Genomic DNA, 24,567 nt, shown 5'->3' with positions numbered 1-24,567 from the left:
TTGCCACGTTCGATGGCGGCTTGTGGGGTCTGGTCAGGCTGCCGGGGACAGGTTGCGCCAGACGTGAAAATTAACCGTGCGGGAGCGGCAGCGTATGCCGCGTGCGGGCTTCAGCGTACTGCGCATTGTTGCGCGGCGCGTAGTCGTCCGCTTTCCGCCGGAGTCGCAGCAACACGCAGCTATCGCGTGATGCGGCTCGACATTGTGATTGCACGTCTTATGAAAACTCGGTCATCCCGAAGTATGGGGAGTCTTTTTGCCTTTTTTGTGCTCGCAGGGTGCGCAGTGCCCCCGAACGCGGCCAATCAGGCAAGTAACCCGCCGCTCAGCACCAAGAGCGCGCAAGCTGGCGGCGCGGGCTCCTTCGCTCCGCAAGCCTTCGGTTCGCCTGCCGCAGCGGCTTCTGAGGCCAGCGGTACCCCGCTTGCCGACGCCCAGCCCCTCACGGCTTCTGGCCCCAGCGTAGCTGGCTACCACGAAACCGGCCGCGCCTCCTGGTACGGCAGGTTCTTCCACGGCCGCCGCACCGCAAACGGCGAGCGCTTCGACATGCACGCGCTCACGGCCGCGCACCGCACGCTGCCGCTCGGCTCGTACGTGCGCGTGACCAATCCGGCCACCGACCGCTCGGTGATCGTCCGCATCAACGACCGCGGCCCGTTCGCGCGCGGCCGGGTACTCGACCTTTCCATGGCCGCGGCGACGGCGTTGCATATGCAGCGTGCCGGTACGGCGCGCGTGGAGATCGAAGGTTTGACGCCGCAGGAAGCCAAGACGGAACAGGCCGAGACGCTGGCGTCGAACGGCAACGACGTCAAATGACGTAACGCAGGCGCGCGGCTTGCCGCTGTCTCTGCTTCTCGGTTTACTGCTTACACCCACGCTACATCCCACACGCGGCTCGGTTCACCGCTGGCGTGTGGGTCTGAAGATCGCCGCTCGCGCGGCCCTTCAGCCTTCGCTTTCCTCGCCCCCGTCGCCCCCGTCGTCTTCGTCCTCGTCTTTCTTCAAGGCGAGCGCACGCGTATACAGCGCGTTGCGCGACACACCCGTGATGGCCGCCGCAACCTTTGCCGCGCTACTCACCGTTAGTTCTTCCAGCAGGATGCCCAGCAACGCGTCGTGATCGTGTTCGCCTGCGGTTTCTGCCTGCGCACCTTCCACCACCAGGACAAATTCGCCGCGCTGCCGGTTCGCGTCTTCGGCCAGCCACGTTGGCCCTTCGGCCAGGGTGCACTGATGCAGCGCCTCATGTAACTTTGTCAGCTCACGGGCGATCAGCAATTTGCGCTCGCCGCCGAACGCTTCGCCCAGCGCCTCGACCGTCTCGACGATGCGATGCGGCGCTTCGTAGAACACCATGGCATACGGATGCGTCGCGAGCGGCTGCAGCGTTGCCGCGCGTTGCTTCGCCTTGGGCGGCAAAAAGCCGAGGAACGAGAAGGTGGCCACCCAATCGCCTGCGGCAGAGAGGGCCGTGGCAAGCGCGCTTGCGCCGGGTAACGGAATCACCGGAAAGCCGGCTTCGCGCACGGCGTCGACCAGCTTTGCGCCGGGGTCCGAAATACCCGGGGTGCCGGCGTCGGATACGTAGGCGACCCGTTCGCCCGCCTGCAGATGCTCGATGATGCGCAGCGCCGCTGCGCGCTCGTTGTGCTGATGCACGGCGAGGAGTGGTTTCGAGATGCCGTAGCGGGCCAGCAGTTGGCCAGTGTTGCGGGTGTCCTCGGCGGCGATGCGGTCCACCAGTCCCAGCACGTGCAGTGCGCGCAACGTGATGTCCGCGACGTTGCCGATCGGCGTCGCCACCACATAGAGCGCGGCAGCAGGGTATTGCTGCCCTTGCGCAAGTTCGAGGAGAGGGGTCATGAGGCAGAAGACGCAGACAGACAGAGCAAGGCCGACATTGTGCCACGCAGCGGCAGAGGGCCCGGCGCCCGTTTCGAACGGCCACAACTTTTTGGGACGCGGCGGGTCCAAAGACGTCGGAGCCGCTTTCGAGGCCCACGCCCTGGTGTTTTTGCAGCGTCAGCGTTTGCGTCTGGTCGCGCGCAACGTGGTGTGCCGTGGCGGCGAAATCGATCTGGTGATGCGCGAGCGCGACGGCGTGCTGGTGTTCGTCGAAGTACGCGCGCGGGCGCGGCAGAGCTACGGCGGTGCGGCCGCGAGCATTGGCTGGCAGAAACGGCAACGGCTGGTGCGTGCCGCGCGGTATTTTCTGGCGACTCGCGTGGGCAACGCTCCGGCCTGCCGTTTCGATGTGGTCGCGTTCGAAGGCGGGCGGCTCGTGTGGCTGCGCGATGCGTTTCGCGCCGACGAAGTCTAAGGCGCTACGCGGAGATTGCACCTGAGTGCGATAAACTTGCGCTCGCGTGCGGGTGGCACGGCGTCGCGTCATTTGCGCGCCCGGTCATACATGGGCGCTGCCTGCACCTTCAGCTACAACAACATGTCTTCACAACAGGGCCGCGCGAGAGCGGTCCATACGCGGTAAAAGATAGAGACTCGATGTCAGTCGAACGCATTCAACAGCACTTCCGCGACAGCGCGGCGGTCAAACTCGAAGCCCTCGAAACCTTGTCGATGCCGATCGCCGCAGCGATCGACACGATGTTTATGGCGCTTGCCAACGGTAACCGCATTCTTGCGTGCGGCAACGGCGGATCCGCTGCCGACGCACAACATTTCGCCGCCGAACTGATCGGCCGCTTCGAACGCGAACGGCCTGGCTTGCCGGCGATTGCGCTGACCACGGATACCTCCGTCATCACCGCGATCGCCAACGACTACGCGTTCGAGCAGGTCTTCTCGAAGCAGGTCTGGGCGCTCGGCCAGCCCGGCGACGTGCTGCTCGCCATCACGACCTCGGGCAATTCGGCGAACGTGCTGGCCGCGATCGAGGCCGCGCACGAGCGCGAGATGATCGTCGTGGCGTTGACCGGCAAGGGCGGCGGCAAGGCGCACGAGGTGCTGGCCGATACCGATATCCATATTTGCGTGCCTTCCGATCGCACTGCGCGCATTCAGGAAGTGCATTTGCTGACCATCCATTGTCTGTGCGACGGCATCGATGCCATGTTGCTGGGCGAAGACTGATTCCGAAGGAGAGCTAGTTGATGAGCGCATTTCGCATCAAGACGACACTGGTGAGAACCACACTGGTGGTGGGGCTGGCGGCCGGGCTGTCCGCGACGTTGCAGGGGTGTTTCCTGCTGGTGGCCGGCGCGGCGGGCGGCGGCGCACTGATGGCGACCGATCGGCGCACGCTCGGTGCGCAAACCGAAGATCGTGAGATCCAGGTGAAATCGCTCACGCAGATCAACCAGAATCTGCCGCAAACGGCGCATGTCAACGTGACGGTGTTCAACCGGCGCGTGCTGCTGACCGGCGAAGTGCCGGACGACGTATCGAAGCAGAAGGCCGAGCAGATTGTGCGCTCGCTCAACAACGTCAATGCGATTGTCAACGAGTTGACGATTGCGCCGGCGGCTGAGCTGTCCTCGCGGACCAACGATTCGTACCTTGAAACACGGGTCAAGACGGCCCTGATTGCCGAGAAGAACATTTCGGCGAACAACTTCAAGGTGGTGTGCGAGAACGGCTCGGTGTACCTGATGGGCCTGGTCACTCGCGATGAAGGCGCGCGCGGCGCCGACGTGGCGAGCCGTGTGCCTGGCGTGACACAGGTGGTGAAGGTGTTCCAGTACATCCTGCCGACCGACGGCTCCGCAACGACTGCGGCAGCAGCCAGCGCGCCGGCTGCACCGCCGCCTCCGCCGACGACCGATGCGACGGTCGGCGCGGTGCCGGATGCTTCGGTGAGTTCGCGTCCGCTCGATCAGCAGCCGCCGGCGCCGGTGACGAATTCGACCCAGGTGCATCCGGGCAATCCGCAGGTGAGCCAATGAAGCGGGGCGGTTTTTTTGCGCCTCGCGATGGCGGGCGGAGTTTGTTGAGCTTGGGGGCTGCACTGATGCTGGCCGGGTTGGCTGCGAGCGCGCATGCTGACGATGCGCCGCGCGGTCTGAACATCGCGCGGTCGAACGCATGCATGGGCTGTCACGCGGTGGATCGCAAGCTGGTTGGCCCGTCGTTCCAGCAGATCGCCGCGAAGTACAAGGGCGATGCCCAGGCGCCGGTCAAGCTGGCGCTCAAGGTGAAGAACGGCGGCTCGGGTGTGTGGGGCGCGATTCCGATGCCGGCCCACCCGGCAATGAGCGATTCGGATATCCGTACGGTGGTGGATTGGGTGCTGGCCAACGCGCCTTCGAAATGACTTTTTGAGGCACTCGGGGGCTTGGCAAAAGCGAAAATCCTTGTGCTAGAATAATTTGGTCTTTGGGGGGGTAGCTCAGCTGGGAGAGCGTCGCGTTCGCAATGCGAAGGTCGGGAGTTCGATCCTCCTCTCCTCCACAAATAAAATCAAAGGGTTACGGCTGATTTGCCTGTAACCCTTTTTTGTTTCTGCAGGGCATGTAACCGATGTGTAACCGGTTTTGGTCAACTTCGATCCATGCCGTTCCATGCGGTCAATCGGGCGCATTCTTGTCTCGCCCAGCCATTCAAATGAGACCTAGACAGTACCGGACCGGCGCACGTATAGCTCTTTCGTGTGCCGGCTAAGTACGCGAAGAATCCGTGGCTTGAGGCGATAGGCCTCGCGAATCGGAGTGCTGCGACGGGCAATGACGAAAGACCAATCACCACCAGAACACATCGCTGCCGCGAGGCAGCTTTATGCCGTATTGAAGGAGTACCTCAACCAGCCGACTTGGACGCCCATCGATGGGACGTTGATCGTGTCGGGGATTCATCCACCGCCCGACTGCGCCGAAATTCCGAATGGCGGCGTCGGCCTTGATGGCCGCATCTTCTTGAGCGCCGGCAATGAGCGCTTTCCGACGCTCGCCGAATCTGCGGGAAGTGGCTTTGGCGCTGCGAAGACGATCAGGAAAACGGCGAAGTCACGCCGACCGAACTTCGACCGGACAAGTTCTTGATCTGGTGCGACGACACGGATATTGAGACCGATTGGCTCCGGCTTTATCGGTCTCTCATCGGTTATAAGTCGAGCGCTGATCAGGTCGACGTGATTCCTCGATCGATTGTCGAATGCGCAGCGCAAACCGCTAGGGCGGTCGACGCGCTCACAGCTACGCGCCACGATTGGTGGTGTCCTTCATCCACGCAGGTGTTTTGCCGTGACTGGTCCACTAGTAGAGATGTCCGTGGTCAACCAGTCAACGCCTGGATAGACCCGTCCTGGCACGTCCTCATCGCCGAACCTCGCCGGGTGTGGATCCTGCGGCAATGATTCTGCGGTTGGCTGGCGCAGGAATTTTTGCCACCCGGGACGTCAGCCGCACTTGGTTGTCGACGCTACAGGGTCACAAACCGTCCGCCATTGTCGAGAAGCACTATAAACGTCGCCCGCTTGACCTGCTCCGTATGTGGCATGACAAGATCGAGGCGTGGATGCTGGAACAAGCCGGGATCTCTTCCGAGGTATTGTCGGCTTGGTCCGTACAGTACTCGCAAACGCCAGGCATAGGGTTGTCGTCGCGAGCAGATACATCCGTATTGTGCTACGCGCCGGTCCGATCGAGCTTTTCAGCACGGCGGCGTCATCAAAGCTCGCCGATTACGCCTTTCCTTTAGTCGACATTCGATTGGCACGCCCATGCCCCTCCAAAGTGCCTAGACGCACGATAGAATCCACCGTTCGGAGCGATCAGCCTTACCGGATTATCGGCGCGCAGCAGGGGGAGCGATCGGCGACTGGTTACGGCGGAGGCGTATGTTGTCTCGAACATTTCATTGAGATACATCGAAAACATTCACTCAAATACGACCATGGTGACCACGACAACTCTCCCAGGATCCGAGGCGATCGATTTCAACCTGAAGGTGGACCACGCGGCGAAGCTCTACTACTACGACTTCGGGAAATGGACTCCGATCATGGGGGCCTTGCTGTTGTCGGGAATTGTTCCAACGGAATACTGGACCAATGCTCCCGACGACTCTGAAAATTCGGAGAGACCTCCGTCGTTCTGGGTGAAGCAATTTGAAGAGCTGGTTCAAGGTCTATGGAAAATAGACGAAGCTGGCGAGGAAAGCATCCCGGAGAGTAACCTGAAGCATTTGCGCGGACTTGACGGTGAAATGCTTGCGACGACCGGGTCAACGCGCTTTCTGGATGCAAGAAGGGTGCTCAAGCATTGGGACACTAAATGCGAGGATGAAAACGAGTACCTGCTGGAACTCGATCCGGTGGTTTTTGTGGCATGGCTCGAAGAGCTATGCTGGAATGAAGAGATCCGTTTCTTTGACCGGATTTGGCTTGATGCATTCCTGAAGCTGCACGGAATCGCGTCGAACAAGGCTATCCTTCCGACTGGCATCGTGGAGTCGTTTCAGAAGCTGACCGATATCGGGGACGATGGTAGCTGGCATCCGCTGGCTGCGGACATTGTCGAGGCGCAACGCGAAGCAGTTTCCGAGGGCAAGGACCGTTACGCTATCGAGGTCGTATTCCCCCGCGTGATCCGCATCTTGCTTGATCGAGGCGCGATCGACAGGTTGAATAAGGAGTACGTCCCCGGCAAAACGCTGCCCGTCAGGATGGAAGACGAAAGCCTGTATATCCTCAAACGGGACTCGTTGCGTGTGCAACTGAATAGACTAAAAGCAAAACACTTCGCTCCACGATAGTAGTCCGGCACACCGGCATCGCTTTTTTCGGATTGGGGTGGAGAAATCTGCCCCAAATTTTATCCCGCCAAGCCATTGTCACCCCGGCACTCTGAAGATTGCCTCCTCACTGAACTTCCTCCAGCTTCGGCGTGAGCTCTTCCCACATCCCTTTTTTCCTTTCCCATAGCCTCTTTCAGGTCTGATGGCGCTCGACCGCGAACATTCGCGTACATCGAGGCGACCGAGCCGAAAGTGTTCCATAAAGTTCGTATTGCGCTGAAATTTGTGGAGCGAAAGCGCTTGACGGTCGTCGACGTTGACCGGCTCTGCGGCTCCTCAAAGCGCGAAACGACATTTCGCTATTTATGGAGAGGTTCATGCTGAGCAACGCAAACAAGGCGGTCATCGCCGAAAATCCGCATCAGATCACGGGGCACGTCGCAGCCGCACCGGCTCAACCGCAGTGGGCGCCGGCCGAGCACAACAGCTACCTCACGACCGAAGCGTTCGCCGATACGATGGGCCTGCACGCGCAGTCGGTCCGCAAACGCTATTCACAGACGGGATCGTACTTCGGCCTGAGGCCCGTCAAACTGCCCAACCGCCGTTTGATGTGGGACGCAGAGGCCGTCGAGATGTTTCTGCGCGGCGAGGTAATCTAAATGGCCGCGCTCATTCGACCGTTCTTCAATCGCGCATCCGCGGCCGATAACGAGGGCAACCATGCAGGCGACAGCCGTGCGTCGTTCTCCTTGGTGAAACGCAATTCGCTGCAAGCTGCAAAAGTGACTCTGGCGGGCACGGCAACGGCGACGTCGCTCTACATCGCGGCGCTCTCGGGCCTGGAGCGTGGCGGTTCGCTCGCAGAACGGCTGGCTTGCACGGCTCTTCCGGTCGTGACGGTTGCTGGCCTGCATCTGTTGCCTGCGCTGAGCCGTGGACAGTTGTTCGCGGTGCGTGGCGCCGTGGCTGTCCTGTGTGCGGCAGGTCTGGCGGTCACGCTTAGCAGCCAGATCTCGTTCTTCCAACTGGCACAGCAGCATGCGGGCGCGCGGAGGGCCGAAAGCGTGCCAGACGCTATGCTTGTACCGCTGCCTGACACGCCGGGGCGCAGCCTGATGGCCATCACCGAGGATCAGGCGAGCGCGCGCAAGATGCTGTCCCTCCTGGAGATTCACCCCTGCCACGGCAATTGCACCGGCGAGCATTTGCGCCGCACGACGCTTACTGCGATGCTCGATGCGCTCGCGATCGAAGCTGACGAAGCAAAGCGGCGCGAAGCGGCCGAAGATCGTCAGGCGGTACTGGTCGAGCGGACGCAACAACTGCGTGACACGATGCGCGACGATCCGGTAACGGCGCGACTCTCGGACCTGACGGGACTGGGCAAAACGAGCGTGAGCCTGCTCCTCGGCCTCTTGTACGCGGGCGTGCTCGACGGTATTGGTGTCCTTGGCTGGTACCTGGTGATGCCCGTGCGCCGTCGCGGTGGTGACGCCGTGATCGCTGCTGCCGTCGCTGCCACTACCGTGGAGCGTGTGCCCGTTGAGGCGGACAAGGCCTTGCATGCCGACAACCGTATTACGCCCTGCTGCCCGGATAACGAGATCGATACCCAGCTCATGCATCTGATGCGCGACGTCTCGGAAGGCAAGGTCAAGGCAACTGTTGCGGATATCCGGAACTACCTCGGTTGCGCCCAGGAGACGGCGGTCAAGCTGCGCCGTGAACTGCTGGCGCTGCGTGCGGTGATCATCCAGAACAGCGGGGGGCAACATGCAGGTCGCTAATTTCATGGGTGGCGGAAACTTCAATGGTGGCGGAAACGGTGTCGATCTCGTGCCCGCCAGCGAAATCCCGATGCTGCCGATTCTCTGGCTGTGGAAGTTCTGGCTCGCTCGAGGCAAGTTCCACATCCTCGCCGGGCCGCCATCGACGGGCAAGACCACACTGGCGCTCGCCATTGGCGCAGCCTTTACACGTGGCGGCACCTTGCCGGACGGGACGATTGCTCCCTTGGGGACCGTTGTGATGTGGACTTGCGAGGACGGCGTGGAAGATACGGTCATGCCGCGCCTCGTCGCAGCGGGTGCTGATCTGCGTCATGTCCTGGTGCTGTATGGCAGGAAAGAGCGCGGCCGTAATCGTGCTTTCGACTTTGAGACCGATCTGCCGGGACTGGAAGCCGCAGTAGCCCAGCGCGGCGATGTTGTCCTCATCATCATCGACTCGATCGCCCATGCGATTCCGGCATCTAACAACAATAGCCGCGTACGAAAGGCGCTTGATCCAGTGGTCGCGCTAGCCGAACGCACCGGTTGTGCGATCCTTGGTCTCACGCATGTCAACAAGGGCTCAAAAAAGAAAGATCCGCTTGAGCGCGTCAACGGCAGTGTGGCGATCGGTGCATTGTCGCGCATCGCGTGGATCGTGGCGCGAGACGAGAGCGGAGGTGAGGACGGCCCCCCTCGCAGTGTGCTCGTGCGCGCCAAGTCTAACCTCGGTCCGGTGGAGGGCGGCTTCGCCTACCATATCGATCAGGTTGGGGTTCCGATCGTCCCAGGGCTCGTCGCAGACAGCTCGAAGGTCACTTGGGATGGCCCGCTTGAGGGCTCGCCGCGGGAGATTCTTGGGGATGCCGAAGGCGGTAGCGCTCCCTGTCGCGAGGACCGTAAACAGGAGGCTGCCGCTTTCCTGACGAGCCTGCTTGCGGGTGGCCCCAGGCCGACCGACGAGATCGCCCATCTAGTTCGTGATGCGGGTCTGTCATGGGCAACCGTTCGGCGGGCGTCTGACGAAATGGGGGTGAACAAGTTCCGTCCAGCCGGCATGCATCACTGGTGCTGGTCGTTGAATAGCCGTGCTTCAGCTCCGTTCGGCCAGCCCGACCCGGCGAGCGGTTTGAGCCCGTTGGGTACGCCGGGTGTGGCTCCATTCATGCCCAACTCGCCCTATCCGCTTGGTCACGCATATGCCCCGCCTGTGGGCTACCCCTCGCCGCAAGCGCCGTATATGCAATATCCGCCGGCGATGCCGCCGCAATACCCGATGCCGGTGAATGGCGCGTTCTCGACGCCGCGATTCGGTGAGCAACTTGAGCAACATGGGCAGGTTGAACAACCCGAGCAAGTTGGGCAAGTTGGGCAGTACCGGGAGCTTGCCGGTGTGCCACTGCCGACCGCATCAATCGCTGGTGAAGCGAGCGTGGGTGATTGTCGCGGCGCGCTGCAAGAGCCGCAGGCGCAAGACGGCATGGTCGCTGCAATTCTCGGGTATGCGTTGGATGATGTTAAACGCGAGATCGCACGTCGTCCTCCACCTACAGGTAGCGAAGACGACGAAGCCGTGATTTATTATGGCGACGCCGTTGAATTGGTGACCGGACGATACGAAGGTGATCTGACTCGGCCCGAACGGCAACAATTGTTTAATGCGCTCTGGGCAGAACTTCCGAACTGTATTTCCGGCAATCAGTAAAGCGCGGCGTCCATCGGTGCATGCCCGTCCTCGAATCCGGGAGGGCGGGCATGGTTCCTTTGCTTTGTGGTTCGTAGATCGACGTGTGCCGAACGTAACCAGTTTCGCGTCGTCACGGTTGCGGCGATCTTCGATCTGAACATACCTGCTTCAGGCCATAGTCTGCAGCGCTGTTCTGGCCGTCCAGCAGGATTGCCCTCAGCCCATTTGCACATCTAGCCCGTCAGGGTGCAGCTTGGCATGTATCGAATTCACGGGTGCATCGCACTGGATTGGGCGTCCAGTCGATGAATTCGTTTTATGCCTTCAGGTAAAAAATGTCGGGACAACTCTTAATCATTATGTGGTGAATAATGATCGATCTTTTCCACTTTCTCGACTACGTGTGCATGGAATGCCTGTGTTTAATCCGGTAGTGAATTTAGGTAACTAGTGAGATCATTGGTTGTATTTACTGGAGGTGTTGATTTTATAATTCATTCTTCGATAATGCTACCTTCATCACAAGGGAAAACTTTAAATCATGTAAAAGAGAAAGGAAAATTTGCTATGAATGACTTTATCCTAGAAAAGAAGCAGGACATACTTGATCAAACATTCCAGCAGCTTGCCCAGCAAGAAGACGTATGCTTCGGTCACAGAACCAAAGAAGACCGGACGTGGAAAACGGGTGACTACGGCTGGCTGTTCAAGCGGCTGATCAAGTTCATGGATGCAGTGCTGTACTCGAAATTGATGCCGTTCGATGTCGAGCAAAATGGAAAGCGAAAGAAGGTGACGGACGCATCGCATCTCGCGAGCTTTTACCGTCAATGCCATCAGTTCATGGATCTATACTGGAAAGGCCAGTCTTACAGTCCGGATCTTGAATTGTTCTTTGAGTGCTTTCGCAAGCATCCTAAAATCGGACACTGCATATTTCAAGGTGCGAGATGGAATCTGGAAGAGGGATTGTGCGAAGCGGAGGTGTTCAACGATTTTGTAGCGTTTCTACGATGTGAGGCGATAGCCGGTAACGTCAAAAAGAAAATGGCTGACTGGAAGGCCGTATTGAAAGATGAGAAAAAATCAATCCGGAAATACGTTGTGCAATTAGCCAGGAAGTACTCGAAGATGTTAGCGGTACGGGTCGATATGGGCTATCTGACGGTAGCGCCGAATGAAGACGCCACCCTTGTGCGTACGGCCTGGGAGATGGGCGATGCGAGCGCCTGGACCGCGCCGCAAGATGCGGAGCGCGAGCGAGCGAAGCTGGCGGAGAACAGGGCAAGAATCGATGTGGAAATCGCATTGAGAGACCGCGCGACGTTCTTCAATAACCCGTACGGCGTCGACAAGGATCTATTCGAGCACATGATCGGCTATATCGTGAAGCTCGAACGCTCGGATGATGGTCCGTACCACTTTCACTGCATCTTCTTCTTCGATGGCCAGAAGGTGCAGAGCATCAAGTATTGGGTGAGGCGCATCGAGCGGTACTGGAAGAAGATCACGAAGGACCGTGGCTATGTTCACAACTGCCACATCAATCCGAAGAAAGAGGAACTGAAAAAGCAGGGGCGATGGGCGGTGGGGCGGATCAATGGCAGTAAGCCGTCGCAAGTCAGGACGCTCGCTCGATATGCGGGATGGTATTTCACCAAGGATGGTCAGCGCGTGAGGGTGAAGCCCAAGGTAAAGTCAAAGCTGTTGACGAAGGGCAGAATCCGCAAGAAACGCCTGGGTGGTCCGGGACGGCCGCGAAAAGGCGTGAAAGGGCTGCCGACCGCGCTCATATAAACATTCCTGTATTAGCTACCTGCTGTGCCCGTCTCAAGTTTCTTCGAATTCCGCCGTATACGGTCATTAGCAGAGGGTTTGCTGATGATGAGCTGTGGCTCGGCGATGCCGGCCACGTCAACGCAATCAAGCGATACGGTTTAATTTCTGGGAGATGGGAAATGTCGGTAAAGGAAAACGACGCTGTCGTTGAAACGGCGGGCGCGGTGGTTGGTGGCGTCGGCGGCGCTGCCGCTGGTGTGGGTGGTGCAGTTGCCGTCGTGTCCGCTGCAGGTACCGCGGGCTTGAGCGCTGCGGGAATTACCTCAGGCCTCGCGGCAATTGGTAGCGTGGTGGGCGGCGGTATGGCTGCCGGAATTGTCATCACCGCTGCCGCTCCTGTTGTTGTGGCAGCTGGTCTGGGCTATGCCGGATACCGGGTCGCGAAGTGGTATCGCTCGAAGTAAGCAGGGAATGTGAGCCTCAATTGTCGCAACGTCTGTTACTCCAAGGATCAAGCGCTGCAACCATGGCTATTCATATTCCACTCGGGCCACTTCGCTCCGTCGTGAGGTGGCTTTACGACCGGATCACCAAGTTTCTTCTACTTTCGACCTATCGCCTATCGCACGAACTCTGGGCCAAGCGTCACAGGTTGGGTGCTCATTGGAGCCCGCTGGGCGACGAACTTGAATACTCCTTGTATTTTGCGCAACCGGCAGACCCCGAGCCTCGAACCTCGCGAATCGCTTTTCGAGCTACCGATAGCGAAATTGAAGCGGTAAACCTAGTATTCGAAGCAGTGGGCAGCGGTATCCGCTATCAAGAGCCGATCCGCCTTCACCGCGTTGACCGCCGTCCAATTGTTCGCGCACTGTCCAGCGTTCCAAGCCTGGACGTCCTTGAGCGATCAGAGCATGGCGTGTTCTTTACCATCGATTCGTACCAGCTCAGAAATTGCAGCATTCACTATCCCGATGGACGGTCACGGGAACTGGAGGATTCGCTTGAAGGACATCTGATGCAAAACTGGCTTTTGAACGATTGCTGGGTTTATCGATGGGGCCGTTGGTGGAATTGCAACGAAATCCGCTATGCAAAAGGCAACATCGCAGAATACTGGCGGTTCTCCTCCAGTTGGCCTAGGCAACGGACGTCGTCAATCGGGAAGGTCATGAGTGCCCGGTGGCTGGTCACGTTTCAATTCTGGCTTGCCATATGGTCGCGTTTGTACGTGCTGAGCGACGAAGGACTTGTCGCGTCGTGCTGGAGACAAAAGAAGCACGATGACTCTGCCGATTAGAACGATCCGGATCGTCCGGGGGCGTGGCGAGCGAACTGTCGTCTCAAGAAGGGCTGAGCGGAGGCTCGGCAGATCATAGTTCCGGTTGGGGAAACAGGCGTTTCAGGAGGCCAGTGCGCAGCTAGCGTCGTTCGTCTTCGGGAATGAGCGAATCGAAAACTTAAAAATTAAGGAGCCGAATGTGCTGGGCGAGGGATTAGAGATCTCATGGGAATACGGAACAGAGTTCGTTCAGATCGACACTTCAAACGTTACTAACGAGACGGCCGTTCACGGAACGTTCGAGAAATGGATTGTCGAAGGAAAAATCGTCACCTACGTTACGACCTCCACGGTCACTCGTCAGGGCGATGATGTTGAGCTTCGCCTGCATTACCGAAAAGAAGCTCAAACAGACGAAAGCGTCAAGAAGGAAGTCAAGACTTGGGGCACTTCAGTTATAACGTGGAGGCATTCGGAGAGGCAAGGAATCGCCCAGTGGTATGACAACGCGCACCAGCGTCGTATTGGCCCGTTTCGAGTGAAGGTGCTGTACCGAGGAAATTCGGGAGGGCGGAAAGTACAGTTGGTATCCCGGGCGGCTAGGCCGAAGCAGGATCCGCTTCGGGAGTTCCTTTTAGGCTTGGACCGACGCTGCGTGTTATCCGGTGAAGAGCAACCCGAAGTGTTGCAGGCCGCGCACATTCGAGGTGTTGATGTTGGAGGGGACGAATTCGTCGACAATGCAATTTTGTTGCGCTCGGACTTGCATCTCCTGCTTGATCGCAGAGTCCTTCGCTTCGACGTGGGAAACGATTCGGCAACCGTCTTGCTGGCCCCAAACGTCTCTCAGGCATATCAAGAGCTAACGGGTAGATCTCTCCCCGACTCAACGTTTCGGCGCGTTAAACGTGCATTGTTTGATGTGCATGGTCCGATGGTAGCTCAGCATAAGAAAGGAAAGTGACGGCCGCTGCTGGAAGGTTCGAAGCACCAGCGCAAACGAAGCAGGCGTTGATAGACGAGATTACAGCAATGATGAGTGGTCGGTCTGACAAAGAGCTTGGGACCTTTTTCGATCAGGCCATGCGGTTTGTTAAACACTACGCGTTCGGCTACCAGTTGGAGGGGCCGATTTACCTCTTACTCGACAATAGCTCAATCTAGGACTTCAAGCACAGCTATGATCCGGAGCGTGCGCTTAATGCTTAGCCCATACGGTGTTCTGTCGGTTCGTGACCGGATGGAGCGATCGCCCGACGCATCTCGCGTTGTCGCCAGTTGCTGTTTACGAGCACATTGGACGACGGGTATTGTTCGTGCCCGCGCGCGCCTCAGCATTGAAGTGGGAGCTGCCGCACTGGAACCCAAATTGTCGGGTGGAGCACCAGAGTCAAACTTACTCCACTCACGGCGTGCGCCGTGCGCGGGTGGGCTATAGATTGCACTATCAAATTAACTACCCCATTCCTGACCATATGGACAAGACGTCTCTAATTGAACAGTTCACCCAAAGCGTGACCGTCCCGATCATCTTCGACCACGCTGAAAAGGGATCCGCAACGTATGCTTCGGGCTCGCTGTTCGAGATTGGAGGTCGCTATTTTCTGATAACGGCCCGTCACATTTTTGAACCCCTGTCGGACGAATACCGACGGCAACTCGCGTACCCAGGTGACCGAAGGGGAGGAGCGCTTTATACATTCGGCAACTTCGATCTCTGCCTTCCAACCGAGGAACACATAGACGTCGCTGCGATGGAGCTCAAATCGCCAGAGACAATCGGTCAACTGAAGAAGGGCTGGCAGTTTTTGTCGTTGGCGAATGTGGGTCGACCGGAGATGGCAAACCCCGGCGCCGAATACTTGCTAGCAGGGTACCCTAGTGACGACGAGAAGCACGCGTGGGTGAGAGAGGGGAACATCAAAGGCCGCTTCCTCCAAGCATATTCACACATGCTGCCTCAGGCTCCCGCACACGCAGAGAAACCTGTAGTCAAGGAGCTTGACCTATTCTTCGACTATGCGAAGACAGCGTCAGAAAAGCGGTCAGGCAATCAGGTCCAGACGCCTGACCTACGTGGCACGAGTGGATGCTCTGTCTGGCAGTTTGTTGAGTCCGATAACAAGGTATGGACAGCCGAATCGAACATGCGCGTCATCGGTATCCAATCGGGCTTTCTGCACACCGAATTTTTCCGCGCCAAAAACTGGTGGGCCGTGGCGAAAGTGCTAGAGCAGGTGGATGCGAGCCTTGCGGAAGAAATGCGCGAAACGCTGGAGCGCCTTTAGGCCGCATGTGTCCTTTGACGCAGACGCCTTCATCGCTTGATGTGTTGAGCTAGCCTCGGCCCACCGGCGCGCTTTTCGGTCGGGAGAAGAGCGGTTCACCACTGATGAACGTGTCCTCATATGGCCGCTCGTTTGAGCGGGTCAGCAAAGTAGCGACGGTTGCGAGCTGTCCGCCTGTCCAGGCGGCGGGTTCCGCGGCGGTAGCGGGTACGGCTCGGCACGCATCGTTTCCGCCGGATAAAACGAGGAGAAGGATGGCGCTCCGTCGGGGTTCCGGCATCCCAGCCAGTCCTCGTACCCGGTGGGCGGAAAGATCACGACCGCGCGCTTCTCATCTACCGGCCTGTGGAAGCGTTTCATCAACGGATGTCAGCCTGCGTGGTTGCTGGCCGTGACTGTAGTACTGGCGGTGCCGTTGCGTTACCTGATCGATTAAGGCTGTGCAGCGGTTTGTCCCGGGCGACTTCGATGCCACGGCGTTCGCAGTTCGTGCGCAGGAACTTCATCGAAAACACGTGCAGGCGATCCAGGCCGTGGCTGGCTCGTTCTGCTCGATCGCGGTCCGGATGTGTTTCGCTGCCGCCTCGAAGTCCAGTTCGTTGACGCTCGCGGTGAAAGCGTCCACCTCCGGGACAGGGCTCGACGGGTTCTGATTGAGCCGCGCGATGATCCGGTGAACATCGGCAAATAGGGCGTCGTCCATGTCCGCAGGAACGCATTCATACTCGGTCGCATGTGCGATCATCGCGAGCAACACTCTGGCGACCACGTGATCCGGTTCGACGGTCCAGAAACCTCGCATCCGGTTGGCTTTCGAGGTGCCGGACCCGCGGTACCTCTGATCGTCGATGTGGAGGCCCGTGTGCTCCTCGAAGAACATTGAAAAGGTGCGGTCGGAGCCCTTGCTGCAGATGATGCCTTTCGGAACGAATACTGGAGCTATGCAAGGCGTTGATCTCATCTGTCAGAAATCCCTTGGGGACTATATGAACCTTCGTGGCGAAGGCTTCTTGAATCCAGCCATAAACGACTGGATCAAGGACAACAAAGAGGAAAATTGTGCGTTGTTTGACCACGCCGCTCGACTACGAGACTTGGCGCTGGAGCTAGCACGAGAGACCAGCGGAGCGGCCACATCAGATCAGGAACTGACGTTAACGGCCCTCTTGCTGCGGGCGATAAGTTCCTTTGAAGGCGTAATCTTGCTCTCGGAGCGTGGCATGTTCGTTGAGGCGCGAACTATCGCACGCAATGTGTTTGAAACGGCGTTTTACATGGGGGCGCTTGCCGAGGATCCCGGATTCGTCGAGAGGATGGTTTCGCTTGGAGCCCGATGACGCGTGTGTGCATCAGGCGTTGTCGGGTACAACGTGCAGACTGCGGTTGACGCAAAGCACCACCTGATCGTCGCGCACGTCGTTACCAATGATGGCATCGATCGTGATCAGTTGACGTCGATGGCGAAGCTTGCCCGTACAGAGATGGCCGTCGACAAGCTCACTGCAGTTGCGGATCGGGGCTACTACAAGAGCGAAGAAATACTCGCATGCCATGAGGCCGGAATAAGCGTGTTCGTTGCGAAACCGGTGACATCGAGCGCAACGGCTAATGGACGCTTCGGCAAGGATGACTTCATTTACAACACACAGACGAACGAATATCGGTGCCCGGCGGGCCAGCGGCTAATCTGGCGATTCTCAACTGTTGAGCGCGGTCTGAAGATCAGTAAATACTGGAGTTCAAATTGCCAGCAATGCTCGCTAAAGGGGGACTGCACTCCAGGCCCTCAACGTCGCGTGACACGCTGGGAACACGAAGCTGTTCTCGATGAGATGCAGGCACGACTTGATCATGCACCTGAGATGATGCGCATCCGGCGACAGACTGTCGAGCATCCGTTCGGGACAATCAAGGCATGGATGGGCGCCACTCATTTCCTGACACGGACCATCGAGCGCTTGAGCACAGAAATGAGCTTGCACGTGCTTGCGTACAACATGAAGCGAGTGATCAAGCTACTCGGTTCAGAATCGTTGATGACAGCGATGCGGGCGTGAGGCCTGTTGGGAGGTGCTGCGCCTTCGCAGTACTTCCGCTGTGATTTGACGCTCGGATCGCCGCAATCGAAAAGTCGAGACCTGCGGCAAGACAGGTTTCGTTAATTCCCGGTGACTCAGCGTTTTGACACGCTCTGGGCCAGGAGCGGCCCGTCGACTGCTCCATCAAAATCGACGACAATCCGGGAGAGTCGCCAATCTCAGCATATAGGAGAGTCCAATGCCGGTTCTCATGTCCAGGTTGATACTTTTTGTCCGCGATGTTGAGTTGCTGAAGTCCTTCTATCAGACCCATTTCGGGTTTCCGGTCGCCGAAGAAATCGAAAACGAATGGGCTGTGCTGAAAGCCGGTGAGATTGAGATTGCTCTCCACAGAGTTGGTGAGCCTTATCGCGAGCTACCAAATCACCCCAACACGTCGAACGCAAAAATCGTCTTTTCGGTGGAGTCACGGCTATCCGAGTTGCGCGAGAAACTGTTAAGTGCGGGTGTTCAGATGCGTGACCTGAAACGCTACGATGGCTTCGCCCAATTGATGTGCGACGGAGAGGACCCCGAGGGAAACGTCTTTCAGCTTTCCCAAGCTGATTAGATGACTATGACGAACTGGTATCAAGCGACTCGACCATCCCCATGCGGATCGCGTGCTGCCGATCGCCGACAGGCGGGGGCCGGCCACAATGAGCCGCTCGATACGGCCACCTACTCTGTCGACAATCGGGCCTTGAATATCTAATGTTTTACGAGACAAACGACAGTCAATGACCGGAACATCAATGCGACGTATTCTTGCCATAGGTGGCGGCGGATTTATGATGGAGGACGCTCGATCGCCTATCGACGAGCATGTCATGAGCCTCACAGGAAAGGCTCGACCACGTATCTGTTATCTGGCCACGCCCAGCGGAGACCTTCCCGCGCATCTCGACAAATTCCACGCTGCCTACGGCAATATGGGCTGTGAAACATCTCATCTTGCTTTCTTTCGGCAACCCGATTCAAGGTCGATTCTCGTCGCCGACTTCCGCACAAGGCTGCTTGAGCAGGACGCTATTTACGTCGGTGGCGGAAATACTAAATCTGCCCTTGCCGTCTGGCGTCAGTGGGGGCTTGATACGGTCTTGCGGGAGGCGTGGGAGCGTGGCGTGCTGCTCGCGGGTATGAGTGCAGGCGCAATGTGCTGGTTCGAGGCGGGGCTAACCGATTCGTTCTGGGGTGCTGCTTATCGTCCACTTGACTGCCTGGGACTGCTGCCAGGCGGCTGCGCCGTTCATTACAGCGGCGATCCAAAGAAACGTGAGACGTTACATGCGGCCCAACTGGCCGGAAAAATCCCGCCTTCGATTGCCATCGATGACTTTGCGGCTGCCTTGTATGTCGGCACGTCTCTCGACACTGTATTTTCTTGGCGATCAGGATCTACTGCGTATCAAGCTTACCGCGAAGGCGATAAGGTGATTGAGACAGCATTACCGATCAAACAAATTGGCGGCTAATGCCACAGATCAAGTGTCCGTTTTGGAGAAATTCCAAGGACCGCTTCGGGTCGCGTACTGCCGATCGCAACCAGACGGCGGTGACGTGGTGTATGCCAGTTGCATGAGGCGGCACGCGGCCAGAAGCTGCCGGTCAGCATTTATTCTTGTCTGACCGCTTTAGACTGCCATGAGTCACTCGCAGCCGCCGGCCCGAATAGCAGCAACGACGACCAGCAGTCATTCAACGATCGTCTATTCGTCAAACTGCTTCACTCTCAAGACAGGTACCAGCGCTTCTACACTACCGTGGCGTCAGCGAAGGAAACGGCAAACGACGCTTGCATAATCAAAATTTACGTGCACATAATCCCGGGTTATGCAAGCCAAATCCACCGTGGTGAATCCTGGCGCCGCAGGTGCGGTCGAGCCACTGCTTCGCTGGGCTGGCAGCAAGAAGAAGCTGCTTCCGGTGTTGCTCGCGGCTGCACCCGACGACGTTGAGCGCTACATCGAGCCTTTCGCAGGCTCGGCCGTGCTGTTCTTGCGCCTGGGCGCGGACAACGCGATCCTTGGCGACCTCAACGAGTCGCTGATGGAGACCTATCGCATCGTTCAGCGCTACCCGCGCGCTGTGTGGGAACGAGCCTCCATGCTGGGCGACACCCCGGACGACTACTATGCGATCCGCGCTATCCCGCGCGCGCGCCTGAACGCTTTCGAGCGCGCAGCACAGTTCGTCTACCTCAACCGCTACTGCTTCAATGGGGTGTATCGGACCAACCGCGCAGGCCAGTTCAACGTGGCGCGTGGCAAAGGTCACCTCTTCATGCCCGACCTCGATGCGTTCAAGGCGTTCGCTGGGCGACTGAAGGCGGCTGAGCTGCGCTGCAGTGACTTCGAAGAGATTCTGTCCGAGGCTGGAAGCGGTGACTTTGTCTACCTCGACCCGCCCTACGCCCTGGGTGACAAACGGGACCGCGGCGAGTACGGCTGCGATGCCTTCCGCGAGAAGGACGAGCGTCGCCTGATTGCCGCACTGCGGTCTGCTGATCGCCGCGGTGCCAAGATCCTGCTGTCCTATTCCCCGGCCACGACCGTGCTGCAAGGCCTCAGGAAGTGGCGACGCCGTGATCTCACTGTTGCGCGCAACGTCGCAGGCTTCACGTCGGCCCGGAGATCGGCCGACGAGGTTCTGCTGTCGAACTACGACTGGCCGTGCGGTTAGCATCCCGACAAACCAATATTCAAGGGAGCGCGTTGTCTTGGAGAACGTTACCGAGCAAGAGAAAGGCACAGTTGAGGCCGTTTTCGCGATCTTGGGCGATCCGCACTTCACCGAAGAGCACGGATCCCATCTCAAGATCAAGAAGAGCGGTGAGCTGGCCAGCGACCTTCCAACCACCAACCCATGGGCAGGGCTCGAACAGTTGGTCGCTGCCCAAGGACTGGAAGCCGACGCGATTCTGTGTCCGGGCGACATTGCCTTCCAGAACAGCGCCACCACGCTGTCTGCCGGATGGAAGCACCTGGTCGACTTGGGCGAGCGCATGAACTGCGAGCACGTTGTCAGTGCCACAGGCAACCACGACGTGACGTCACGTAGCCAAGACGAGATGTTTAAGAAGGCGGTGATCCGCAACCTCAAAGCCGGCTACGGCCCGTTCGAACAGCTCAAGTGCCTGCGCCCGCCCTATCCATCCGTGACCCGCGGCGACATAGATCACCAGCAGGGGCGGGATCACCGCGTCCGCTATTTCGGTGCCAGCCTGTTGCTAGTGACGGCAGCGAAGTATCAGATACTGATCGTGAACAGTTGTAGCGAGCACGGTCACGACGAGTTCGAGCATGAGCGGGGCACCTTTCCGCCCTCGGCCGTCGACGAACTCAAGGTCGCGCTGACGCAGTGCGATCCCAATAGGATCAGCGTGGCCATCATGCATCACCCCCCGGAGTCATATACCCAGGATGGTGCCGGTGCCCACGATTTCATCGACAATGGACAGGAACTGCTGAAGCTGTTGGCCGACCAGGGCGACTGGCTGGTCGTGCATGGTCACAAGCATGAGGCTCGACTGGGGCAGGCGTCAGGCAGCGGCCTTCAGCCCGTCGTTTTCGGCGCCGCCAGCTTGGCCATCCACATTGAGGAAGTCAAGGGCACCGTGAGGAACCAGTTCTACCTGCTCAAGGTCCGCTTGGAATCTCGCGGATTGACGGGCCGGTTCCGAACCTGGGACTGGTTCACCGGGCGTGGCTGGGAGGCGGCCAGACCGGACGGTGACGGCATCTACGACGGCGCGACCTTCGGCGCACGAGATGCGGGGCGCGTAATCACTGATATCGCGGCGCTGTCGCCACTGCCCATGGATTGGAGCGAAGTAATTCGCAGAGTGCCTGACGCCGACCTACTGCCTCCTGAGGCCCGCAACCAAGTTCGCCAGCGCCTGCGCGCGCGGCACAGCTTGCATATCCACGTCGACAGCAAGGGCGGCCAGTGGACGAAGCTTGAAAAGGCAGCATCATGAGTCGCCAAACCTTCCTCGAACCCTTCAACGCCAAGGCCATGTCCTACGCCGAGGTGGCAAGGACGTTTGTGCCATCCACGAAGTTCACCCAGTTGGCCGGCGCTTGGAATTCGGTGCTGGTAGGCCCGCGAGGCGGCGGCAAGACGACGCTGTTCAAGATGCTCAGCGTGGAAGGCCAGGAAGCGTGGACCGGCTCCGCCGCCGAGCTATACAAACAGACGGTTGGCTACACCGGAGTCTACGTTCCCTCGGATATCGCCTGGGGCACGATGCTCGAATCGCTGATCGAGGCTGGCCAAGACGAGACCGTCGGCATCTTGTTCTCTGAGGCTGCTTTTGTCACACACGTGCTGCTCTCCGTGGCGATCGGCATAGACCGGCATGTGGCACTGAACCCCGTGCTTCGCCTTGAACCGAGCGCCGAAACTGCAAGGGGCAAGCCGACACAGGCTGACCTAGAACGGGTCATAGCGACGATTGCGAAGCTTTGGAAAGTCCAGCCGGTATCGCTATCCCCGGCCAGCCTGGTCGATGCCCTTAGGGAACGGCTGCTCGATATCAAACGCGACACCCGGCTACGGGCCAAGCTTAAGCTCACTGGTACCCCAACTCAGGAATATTTGGGCATCGATATGCTGGAGTCCGCCTCGCAGGCGCTGCAGGCCTTTGATGCGACCTATCGCAGGCCGGATCACCGCTGGTGTCTACTGCTCGACGAATTCGAGGTGGCGCCCATGCACCTGCAGAAGACTGTGCTGGCCGCGATGCGCGCGAGTGGCGCGCAAAAGCTCCTCTTGAAGGTGGCACTAGCTCCTTGCGGCCCAGACCTACTCTACGACCAGCAGGGCAGTGCCCCACCCAGCCAGAACAATGACGTGCAACAGGTCCAGCTCTGGTATGCGGACAAAACCGAGGCCATCGAGTTCTGCCAGCAGGTGTTTCTGTCGCGCAGCAGTATCTACCCTGCGCTCGCCGGCAAAATGCCGAGTGAGGTCTTCGGCACCTCGGCCTACGCAGTGGTCGACGATAGCGAAGACGCCGCGCAGATCGACCTGTTTACCCTAACAGGCCGCGATAAGAAACGGGTGACGGAGCAGTTCCAAGCGCTGGCCGAGAAAGATCCGACCTTTCTGGAGTTCCTGCGCCGCAAGCAGATCGACGTGTCGCGTGAGTTGGGAATGCAGCCCAGCGATCTCCACGGCAATACCCTGCGCAAGATCGCGCCACTGGTGGCCTTCCGCAATGCCTACAAGGGCAAGAGTGTTGGGAAGAAGCGGGGCGTAAAGCCATTCAACACGGCCTACTCCGGCTGGGAGTCCATCGCGGCGATCAGCGAGGGTAATCCGCGCTGGTTGATCGGTCTCATCACGCGGATCATGTCAAACAATGATCAAGTCCAGTTCCCGGTGCCAACGCCGCAGCAGACTGCAGGGGTGCAATGGAACTGCCAACGCTACGCTGAAATGCTGCAGTCCGTCGCCAACGAGCAATTTGGCTCTATCAAAACGTCCACGCCAGTCTACGACGTGCTGTCCAAGATCGGTGACTACTTCCACAACCGGCTCGTCAGGGCGACTTTCGTCGAAGACCCGCCCATGTCGTTCGTTGTTGATGAGCGCGTCAGCGACGACGTGGAACATGCCTTAAGAATCGCCGTGAACCATGGTGCAATCGTCTGCTACCAAATCGCTGCCGACGTCGGTGGATTCCGCACCCTGCGTGGCTTGCGGTTCCGTCTGACCTATTTGCTCGCCCCGGTTTTCAAACTGCCGATGCGGAAATCGAAGTCGGTATCGCTCTCGACCATCTTGGAGGCCAAGCCGGAAACACCGATCAGCCAAGACGATCCGACCGCCAATCCAGCCGGGCAGTTGATCCAGGGAGACCTATGGGCGAACTAGCTGTCCGCAACCTGAGCCAAAAGAGAATCGAGGGTACAGGGCCTACAGCTAGCCTGAGCGAGGCACTGTCCCTAGTGGTCATTGCCGCGGACTCTGGTTCGCGCCGCAGCCACATGCTCAATCTACTGCAGGACGAAATCGACGCCGGCGGCTCGCGGGTCGTTGCCGTCTGCGACACTCCTGCAACCACCGCCACCAAGTCGCTGCGCCGTCAACAGGTCGAGCAGCTGACCTGCTCCGCAGCGTGTGACACGGTCCGCACCTTGGCGCGTGATGCGAATGGCGTCGCATCAATCCTTATCGACCTGTCATGCCTAGCCCGGCAGCACATCGGCGCCCTCTTTGCTGCGGTCAAGGATCTGGCCAAGGAGGGTCCCGTCGAGCTGCAGATCACCTACAGCCTCGCGCGGTTCGTGAAGCCGCCGGTGAACTGGTCGACGGCCGTTCGGCGCATCGCCCCGGTGAACAGCGAGTTCGCTGGCTGGACAGCCGCGCCGGACAATCCGATCGAGTTGGTCATCGCCCTCGGCTATGAGAAAGGCAAAGCCATCGGTGCAGCGGAGTATTTAGAGCCGGGCGGCACATGGCTCTTCGTGCCCACTTCTCCGGAGGAGAAATACCTCCGCGAGGTCCAGGCCCAGAACAAGGAGCTACTGCTTGAACGTAAGACCAAGCAGTTGGAATACGAGGTGCTGTCACCCGTCGATGCCTATCACACGCTGCTGTCGTTGGTGCGTGGCATGCGCAACGTGGCACGCCCGATCTTGTTGCCATTCGGCCCCAAGATCTTCTTTGGACTGTCACTCTTGGTTGCGATGGTCATCGATGAGGCCGCAGTCTGGTTCGTCGATGGCGAGAACACCAGCAGCTCCGACATGAGCCAGCCATCGCTTCATGCGGTGATCATGGGCTGCCGCATCGAGTCCCTCTCGGAATCTGCCGCCAAGGCGTAGCCGTCGCGGTCGACACTTCGACCTAGCCGCCGGTGCGCCGACGGCCTACGCTTACAGACCGGTCATTGAAACTGCATTCTGGCTCGCGCCTCAATGACCGCAGTGGGTCTGTCGCAGTAAGCACGATGAGTGGCACCGACCGACTGAGATTT

General features: G+C 58.9%; 24 protein-coding genes, 1 tRNA gene and 2 pseudogenes. 25 read left to right on the top strand and 2 right to left on the bottom strand.

The window, feature by feature from the left end; translation table 11 throughout:
- The first annotated feature begins 219 nt into the window (after positions 1 to 219).
- The gene (locus BLQ92_RS01080) at positions 220 to 822 is read left to right on the top strand and encodes a septal ring lytic transglycosylase RlpA family protein (protein ID WP_425194885.1); all 603 of its coding nucleotides are present in this window, start codon (positions 220 to 222) and stop codon (positions 820 to 822) included.
- 129 nt (positions 823 to 951) lie between these two features.
- Here the strand turns inward: BLQ92_RS01080 and rsmI are convergent, their stop codons facing one another.
- Positions 952 to 1,869, bottom strand: a complete 918-nt coding sequence (gene rsmI, locus BLQ92_RS01075) for a 16S rRNA (cytidine(1402)-2'-O)-methyltransferase (protein WP_090680692.1) — start codon at positions 1,867 to 1,869, stop codon at positions 952 to 954.
- On the opposite strand from rsmI, the gene BLQ92_RS01070 reads away from it, so the two are divergent.
- From BLQ92_RS01070 to BLQ92_RS00990, 16 genes and pseudogenes are all read left to right on the top strand, one after another.
- On the top strand, positions 1,868 to 2,326 hold the full coding sequence (locus BLQ92_RS01070; RefSeq protein ID WP_090680690.1) for a YraN family protein: 459 nt from the start codon (positions 1,868 to 1,870) through the stop codon (positions 2,324 to 2,326). The genes rsmI and BLQ92_RS01070 overlap by 2 nt on opposite strands.
- A gap of 182 nt (positions 2,327 to 2,508) precedes the next feature.
- Entirely contained in the window at positions 2,509 to 3,096 is a 588-nt protein-coding gene (locus tag BLQ92_RS01065; RefSeq protein ID WP_090680688.1) for a phosphoheptose isomerase, read from the top strand.
- Between the two features lie 20 nt (positions 3,097 to 3,116).
- Complete coding sequence (locus tag BLQ92_RS01060; RefSeq protein ID WP_090680685.1) at positions 3,117 to 3,908, top strand: BON domain-containing protein; 792 nt, start codon at positions 3,117 to 3,119, stop codon at positions 3,906 to 3,908.
- A gap of 65 nt (positions 3,909 to 3,973) precedes the next feature.
- Entirely contained in the window at positions 3,974 to 4,276 is a 303-nt protein-coding gene (locus BLQ92_RS01055) for a c-type cytochrome (RefSeq protein WP_244106056.1), read from the top strand.
- A 64-nt stretch (positions 4,277 to 4,340) separates the two neighbouring features.
- Positions 4,341 to 4,413, top strand: a tRNA-Ala gene (locus BLQ92_RS01050).
- Positions 4,414 to 4,685: 272 nt separating this feature from the next.
- Positions 4,686 to 5,000, top strand: coding sequence for a hypothetical protein (locus tag BLQ92_RS01045; RefSeq protein ID WP_090680680.1), 315 nt, complete (start codon positions 4,686 to 4,688; stop codon positions 4,998 to 5,000).
- A gap of 370 nt (positions 5,001 to 5,370) precedes the next feature.
- A pseudogene (locus tag BLQ92_RS40505) lies at positions 5,371 to 5,505 on the top strand (preprotein translocase); the annotation flags it as partial.
- A gap of 312 nt (positions 5,506 to 5,817) precedes the next feature.
- Positions 5,818 to 6,714, top strand: coding sequence for a hypothetical protein (locus tag BLQ92_RS01035; protein ID WP_143016490.1), 897 nt, complete (start codon positions 5,818 to 5,820; stop codon positions 6,712 to 6,714).
- 359 nt (positions 6,715 to 7,073) lie between these two features.
- Complete coding sequence (locus tag BLQ92_RS01030) at positions 7,074 to 7,358, top strand: DNA-binding protein (RefSeq protein ID WP_244896611.1); 285 nt, start codon at positions 7,074 to 7,076, stop codon at positions 7,356 to 7,358.
- Positions 7,359 to 8,486: a hypothetical protein gene (locus BLQ92_RS01025; protein ID WP_090680674.1), complete on the top strand. Its 1,128-nt coding sequence runs from the start codon at positions 7,359 to 7,361 to the stop codon at positions 8,484 to 8,486.
- The gene (locus BLQ92_RS01020; protein WP_090680671.1) at positions 8,473 to 10,173 is read left to right on the top strand and encodes an AAA family ATPase; all 1,701 of its coding nucleotides are present in this window, start codon (positions 8,473 to 8,475) and stop codon (positions 10,171 to 10,173) included. Before BLQ92_RS01025 ends, BLQ92_RS01020 begins: the two co-directional genes overlap by 14 nt.
- A gap of 549 nt (positions 10,174 to 10,722) precedes the next feature.
- Positions 10,723 to 11,952 carry a YagK/YfjJ domain-containing protein gene (locus BLQ92_RS01015; RefSeq protein ID WP_244896609.1) on the top strand — a complete coding sequence of 410 codons (1,230 nt, stop codon included), beginning with the start codon at positions 10,723 to 10,725 and terminating at the stop codon, positions 11,950 to 11,952.
- A 161-nt stretch (positions 11,953 to 12,113) separates the two neighbouring features.
- Positions 12,114 to 12,398 carry a hypothetical protein gene (locus BLQ92_RS01010; protein ID WP_090680668.1) on the top strand — a complete coding sequence of 95 codons (285 nt, stop codon included), beginning with the start codon at positions 12,114 to 12,116 and terminating at the stop codon, positions 12,396 to 12,398.
- Positions 12,399 to 12,460: 62 nt separating this feature from the next.
- Positions 12,461 to 13,234 (top strand): hypothetical protein, encoded by a 774-nt coding sequence (locus tag BLQ92_RS01005; RefSeq protein ID WP_176860725.1) that lies wholly within the window; start codon positions 12,461 to 12,463, stop codon positions 13,232 to 13,234.
- Between the two features lie 181 nt (positions 13,235 to 13,415).
- The gene (locus tag BLQ92_RS01000) at positions 13,416 to 14,180 is read left to right on the top strand and encodes an HNH endonuclease (RefSeq protein WP_143016489.1); all 765 of its coding nucleotides are present in this window, start codon (positions 13,416 to 13,418) and stop codon (positions 14,178 to 14,180) included.
- A 268-nt stretch (positions 14,181 to 14,448) separates the two neighbouring features.
- The gene (locus tag BLQ92_RS00990; RefSeq protein WP_143016488.1) at positions 14,449 to 15,504 is read left to right on the top strand and encodes a S1 family serine peptidase; all 1,056 of its coding nucleotides are present in this window, start codon (positions 14,449 to 14,451) and stop codon (positions 15,502 to 15,504) included.
- A 502-nt stretch (positions 15,505 to 16,006) separates the two neighbouring features.
- Here the strand turns inward: BLQ92_RS00990 and BLQ92_RS00985 are convergent.
- Positions 16,007 to 16,384, bottom strand: a complete 378-nt coding sequence (locus BLQ92_RS00985; protein ID WP_176860724.1) for a hypothetical protein — start codon at positions 16,382 to 16,384, stop codon at positions 16,007 to 16,009.
- Positions 16,385 to 16,415: 31 nt separating this feature from the next.
- Here BLQ92_RS00985 and BLQ92_RS00980 point away from each other — a divergent pair, with 31 nt between their 5' ends.
- From BLQ92_RS00980 to BLQ92_RS00945, 8 genes and pseudogenes are all read left to right on the top strand, one after another.
- On the top strand, positions 16,416 to 16,841 hold the full coding sequence (locus BLQ92_RS00980) for a DUF5677 domain-containing protein (RefSeq protein ID WP_244896615.1): 426 nt from the start codon (positions 16,416 to 16,418) through the stop codon (positions 16,839 to 16,841).
- A 12-nt stretch (positions 16,842 to 16,853) separates the two neighbouring features.
- A pseudogene (locus BLQ92_RS00975) lies at positions 16,854 to 17,561 on the top strand (transposase); the annotation flags it as partial.
- Between the two features lie 220 nt (positions 17,562 to 17,781).
- Positions 17,782 to 18,153 carry a VOC family protein gene (locus BLQ92_RS00970; RefSeq protein WP_090680657.1) on the top strand — a complete coding sequence of 124 codons (372 nt, stop codon included), beginning with the start codon at positions 17,782 to 17,784 and terminating at the stop codon, positions 18,151 to 18,153.
- A 184-nt stretch (positions 18,154 to 18,337) separates the two neighbouring features.
- Positions 18,338 to 19,057 carry a Type 1 glutamine amidotransferase-like domain-containing protein gene (locus tag BLQ92_RS00965; protein ID WP_176860722.1) on the top strand — a complete coding sequence of 240 codons (720 nt, stop codon included), beginning with the start codon at positions 18,338 to 18,340 and terminating at the stop codon, positions 19,055 to 19,057.
- A gap of 358 nt (positions 19,058 to 19,415) precedes the next feature.
- Positions 19,416 to 20,264, top strand: coding sequence for a DNA adenine methylase (locus BLQ92_RS00960; protein ID WP_090680649.1), 849 nt, complete (start codon positions 19,416 to 19,418; stop codon positions 20,262 to 20,264).
- Positions 20,265 to 20,301: 37 nt separating this feature from the next.
- Entirely contained in the window at positions 20,302 to 21,561 is a 1,260-nt protein-coding gene (locus tag BLQ92_RS00955) for a metallophosphoesterase family protein (protein ID WP_090680648.1), read from the top strand.
- Complete coding sequence (locus BLQ92_RS00950; protein ID WP_090680645.1) at positions 21,558 to 23,462, top strand: ORC-CDC6 family AAA ATPase; 1,905 nt, start codon at positions 21,558 to 21,560, stop codon at positions 23,460 to 23,462. The genes BLQ92_RS00955 and BLQ92_RS00950 overlap by 4 nt, the downstream gene beginning before the upstream one ends.
- A complete protein-coding gene (locus tag BLQ92_RS00945) occupies positions 23,450 to 24,415 on the top strand; it encodes a hypothetical protein (RefSeq protein ID WP_143016486.1) in 966 nt (321 codons plus the stop codon). Before BLQ92_RS00950 ends, BLQ92_RS00945 begins: the two co-directional genes overlap by 13 nt.
- Positions 24,416 to 24,567: the final 152 nt, after the last annotated feature.

The sequence above is a fragment of the Paraburkholderia phenazinium genome (assembly GCF_900100735.1).
Classification (GTDB): Bacteria; Pseudomonadota; Gammaproteobacteria; order Burkholderiales; family Burkholderiaceae; genus Paraburkholderia; species Paraburkholderia phenazinia.
Note: the sequence above shows the minus strand (reverse complement) of the source record. Positions and strands in the feature narration are given on the sequence as shown.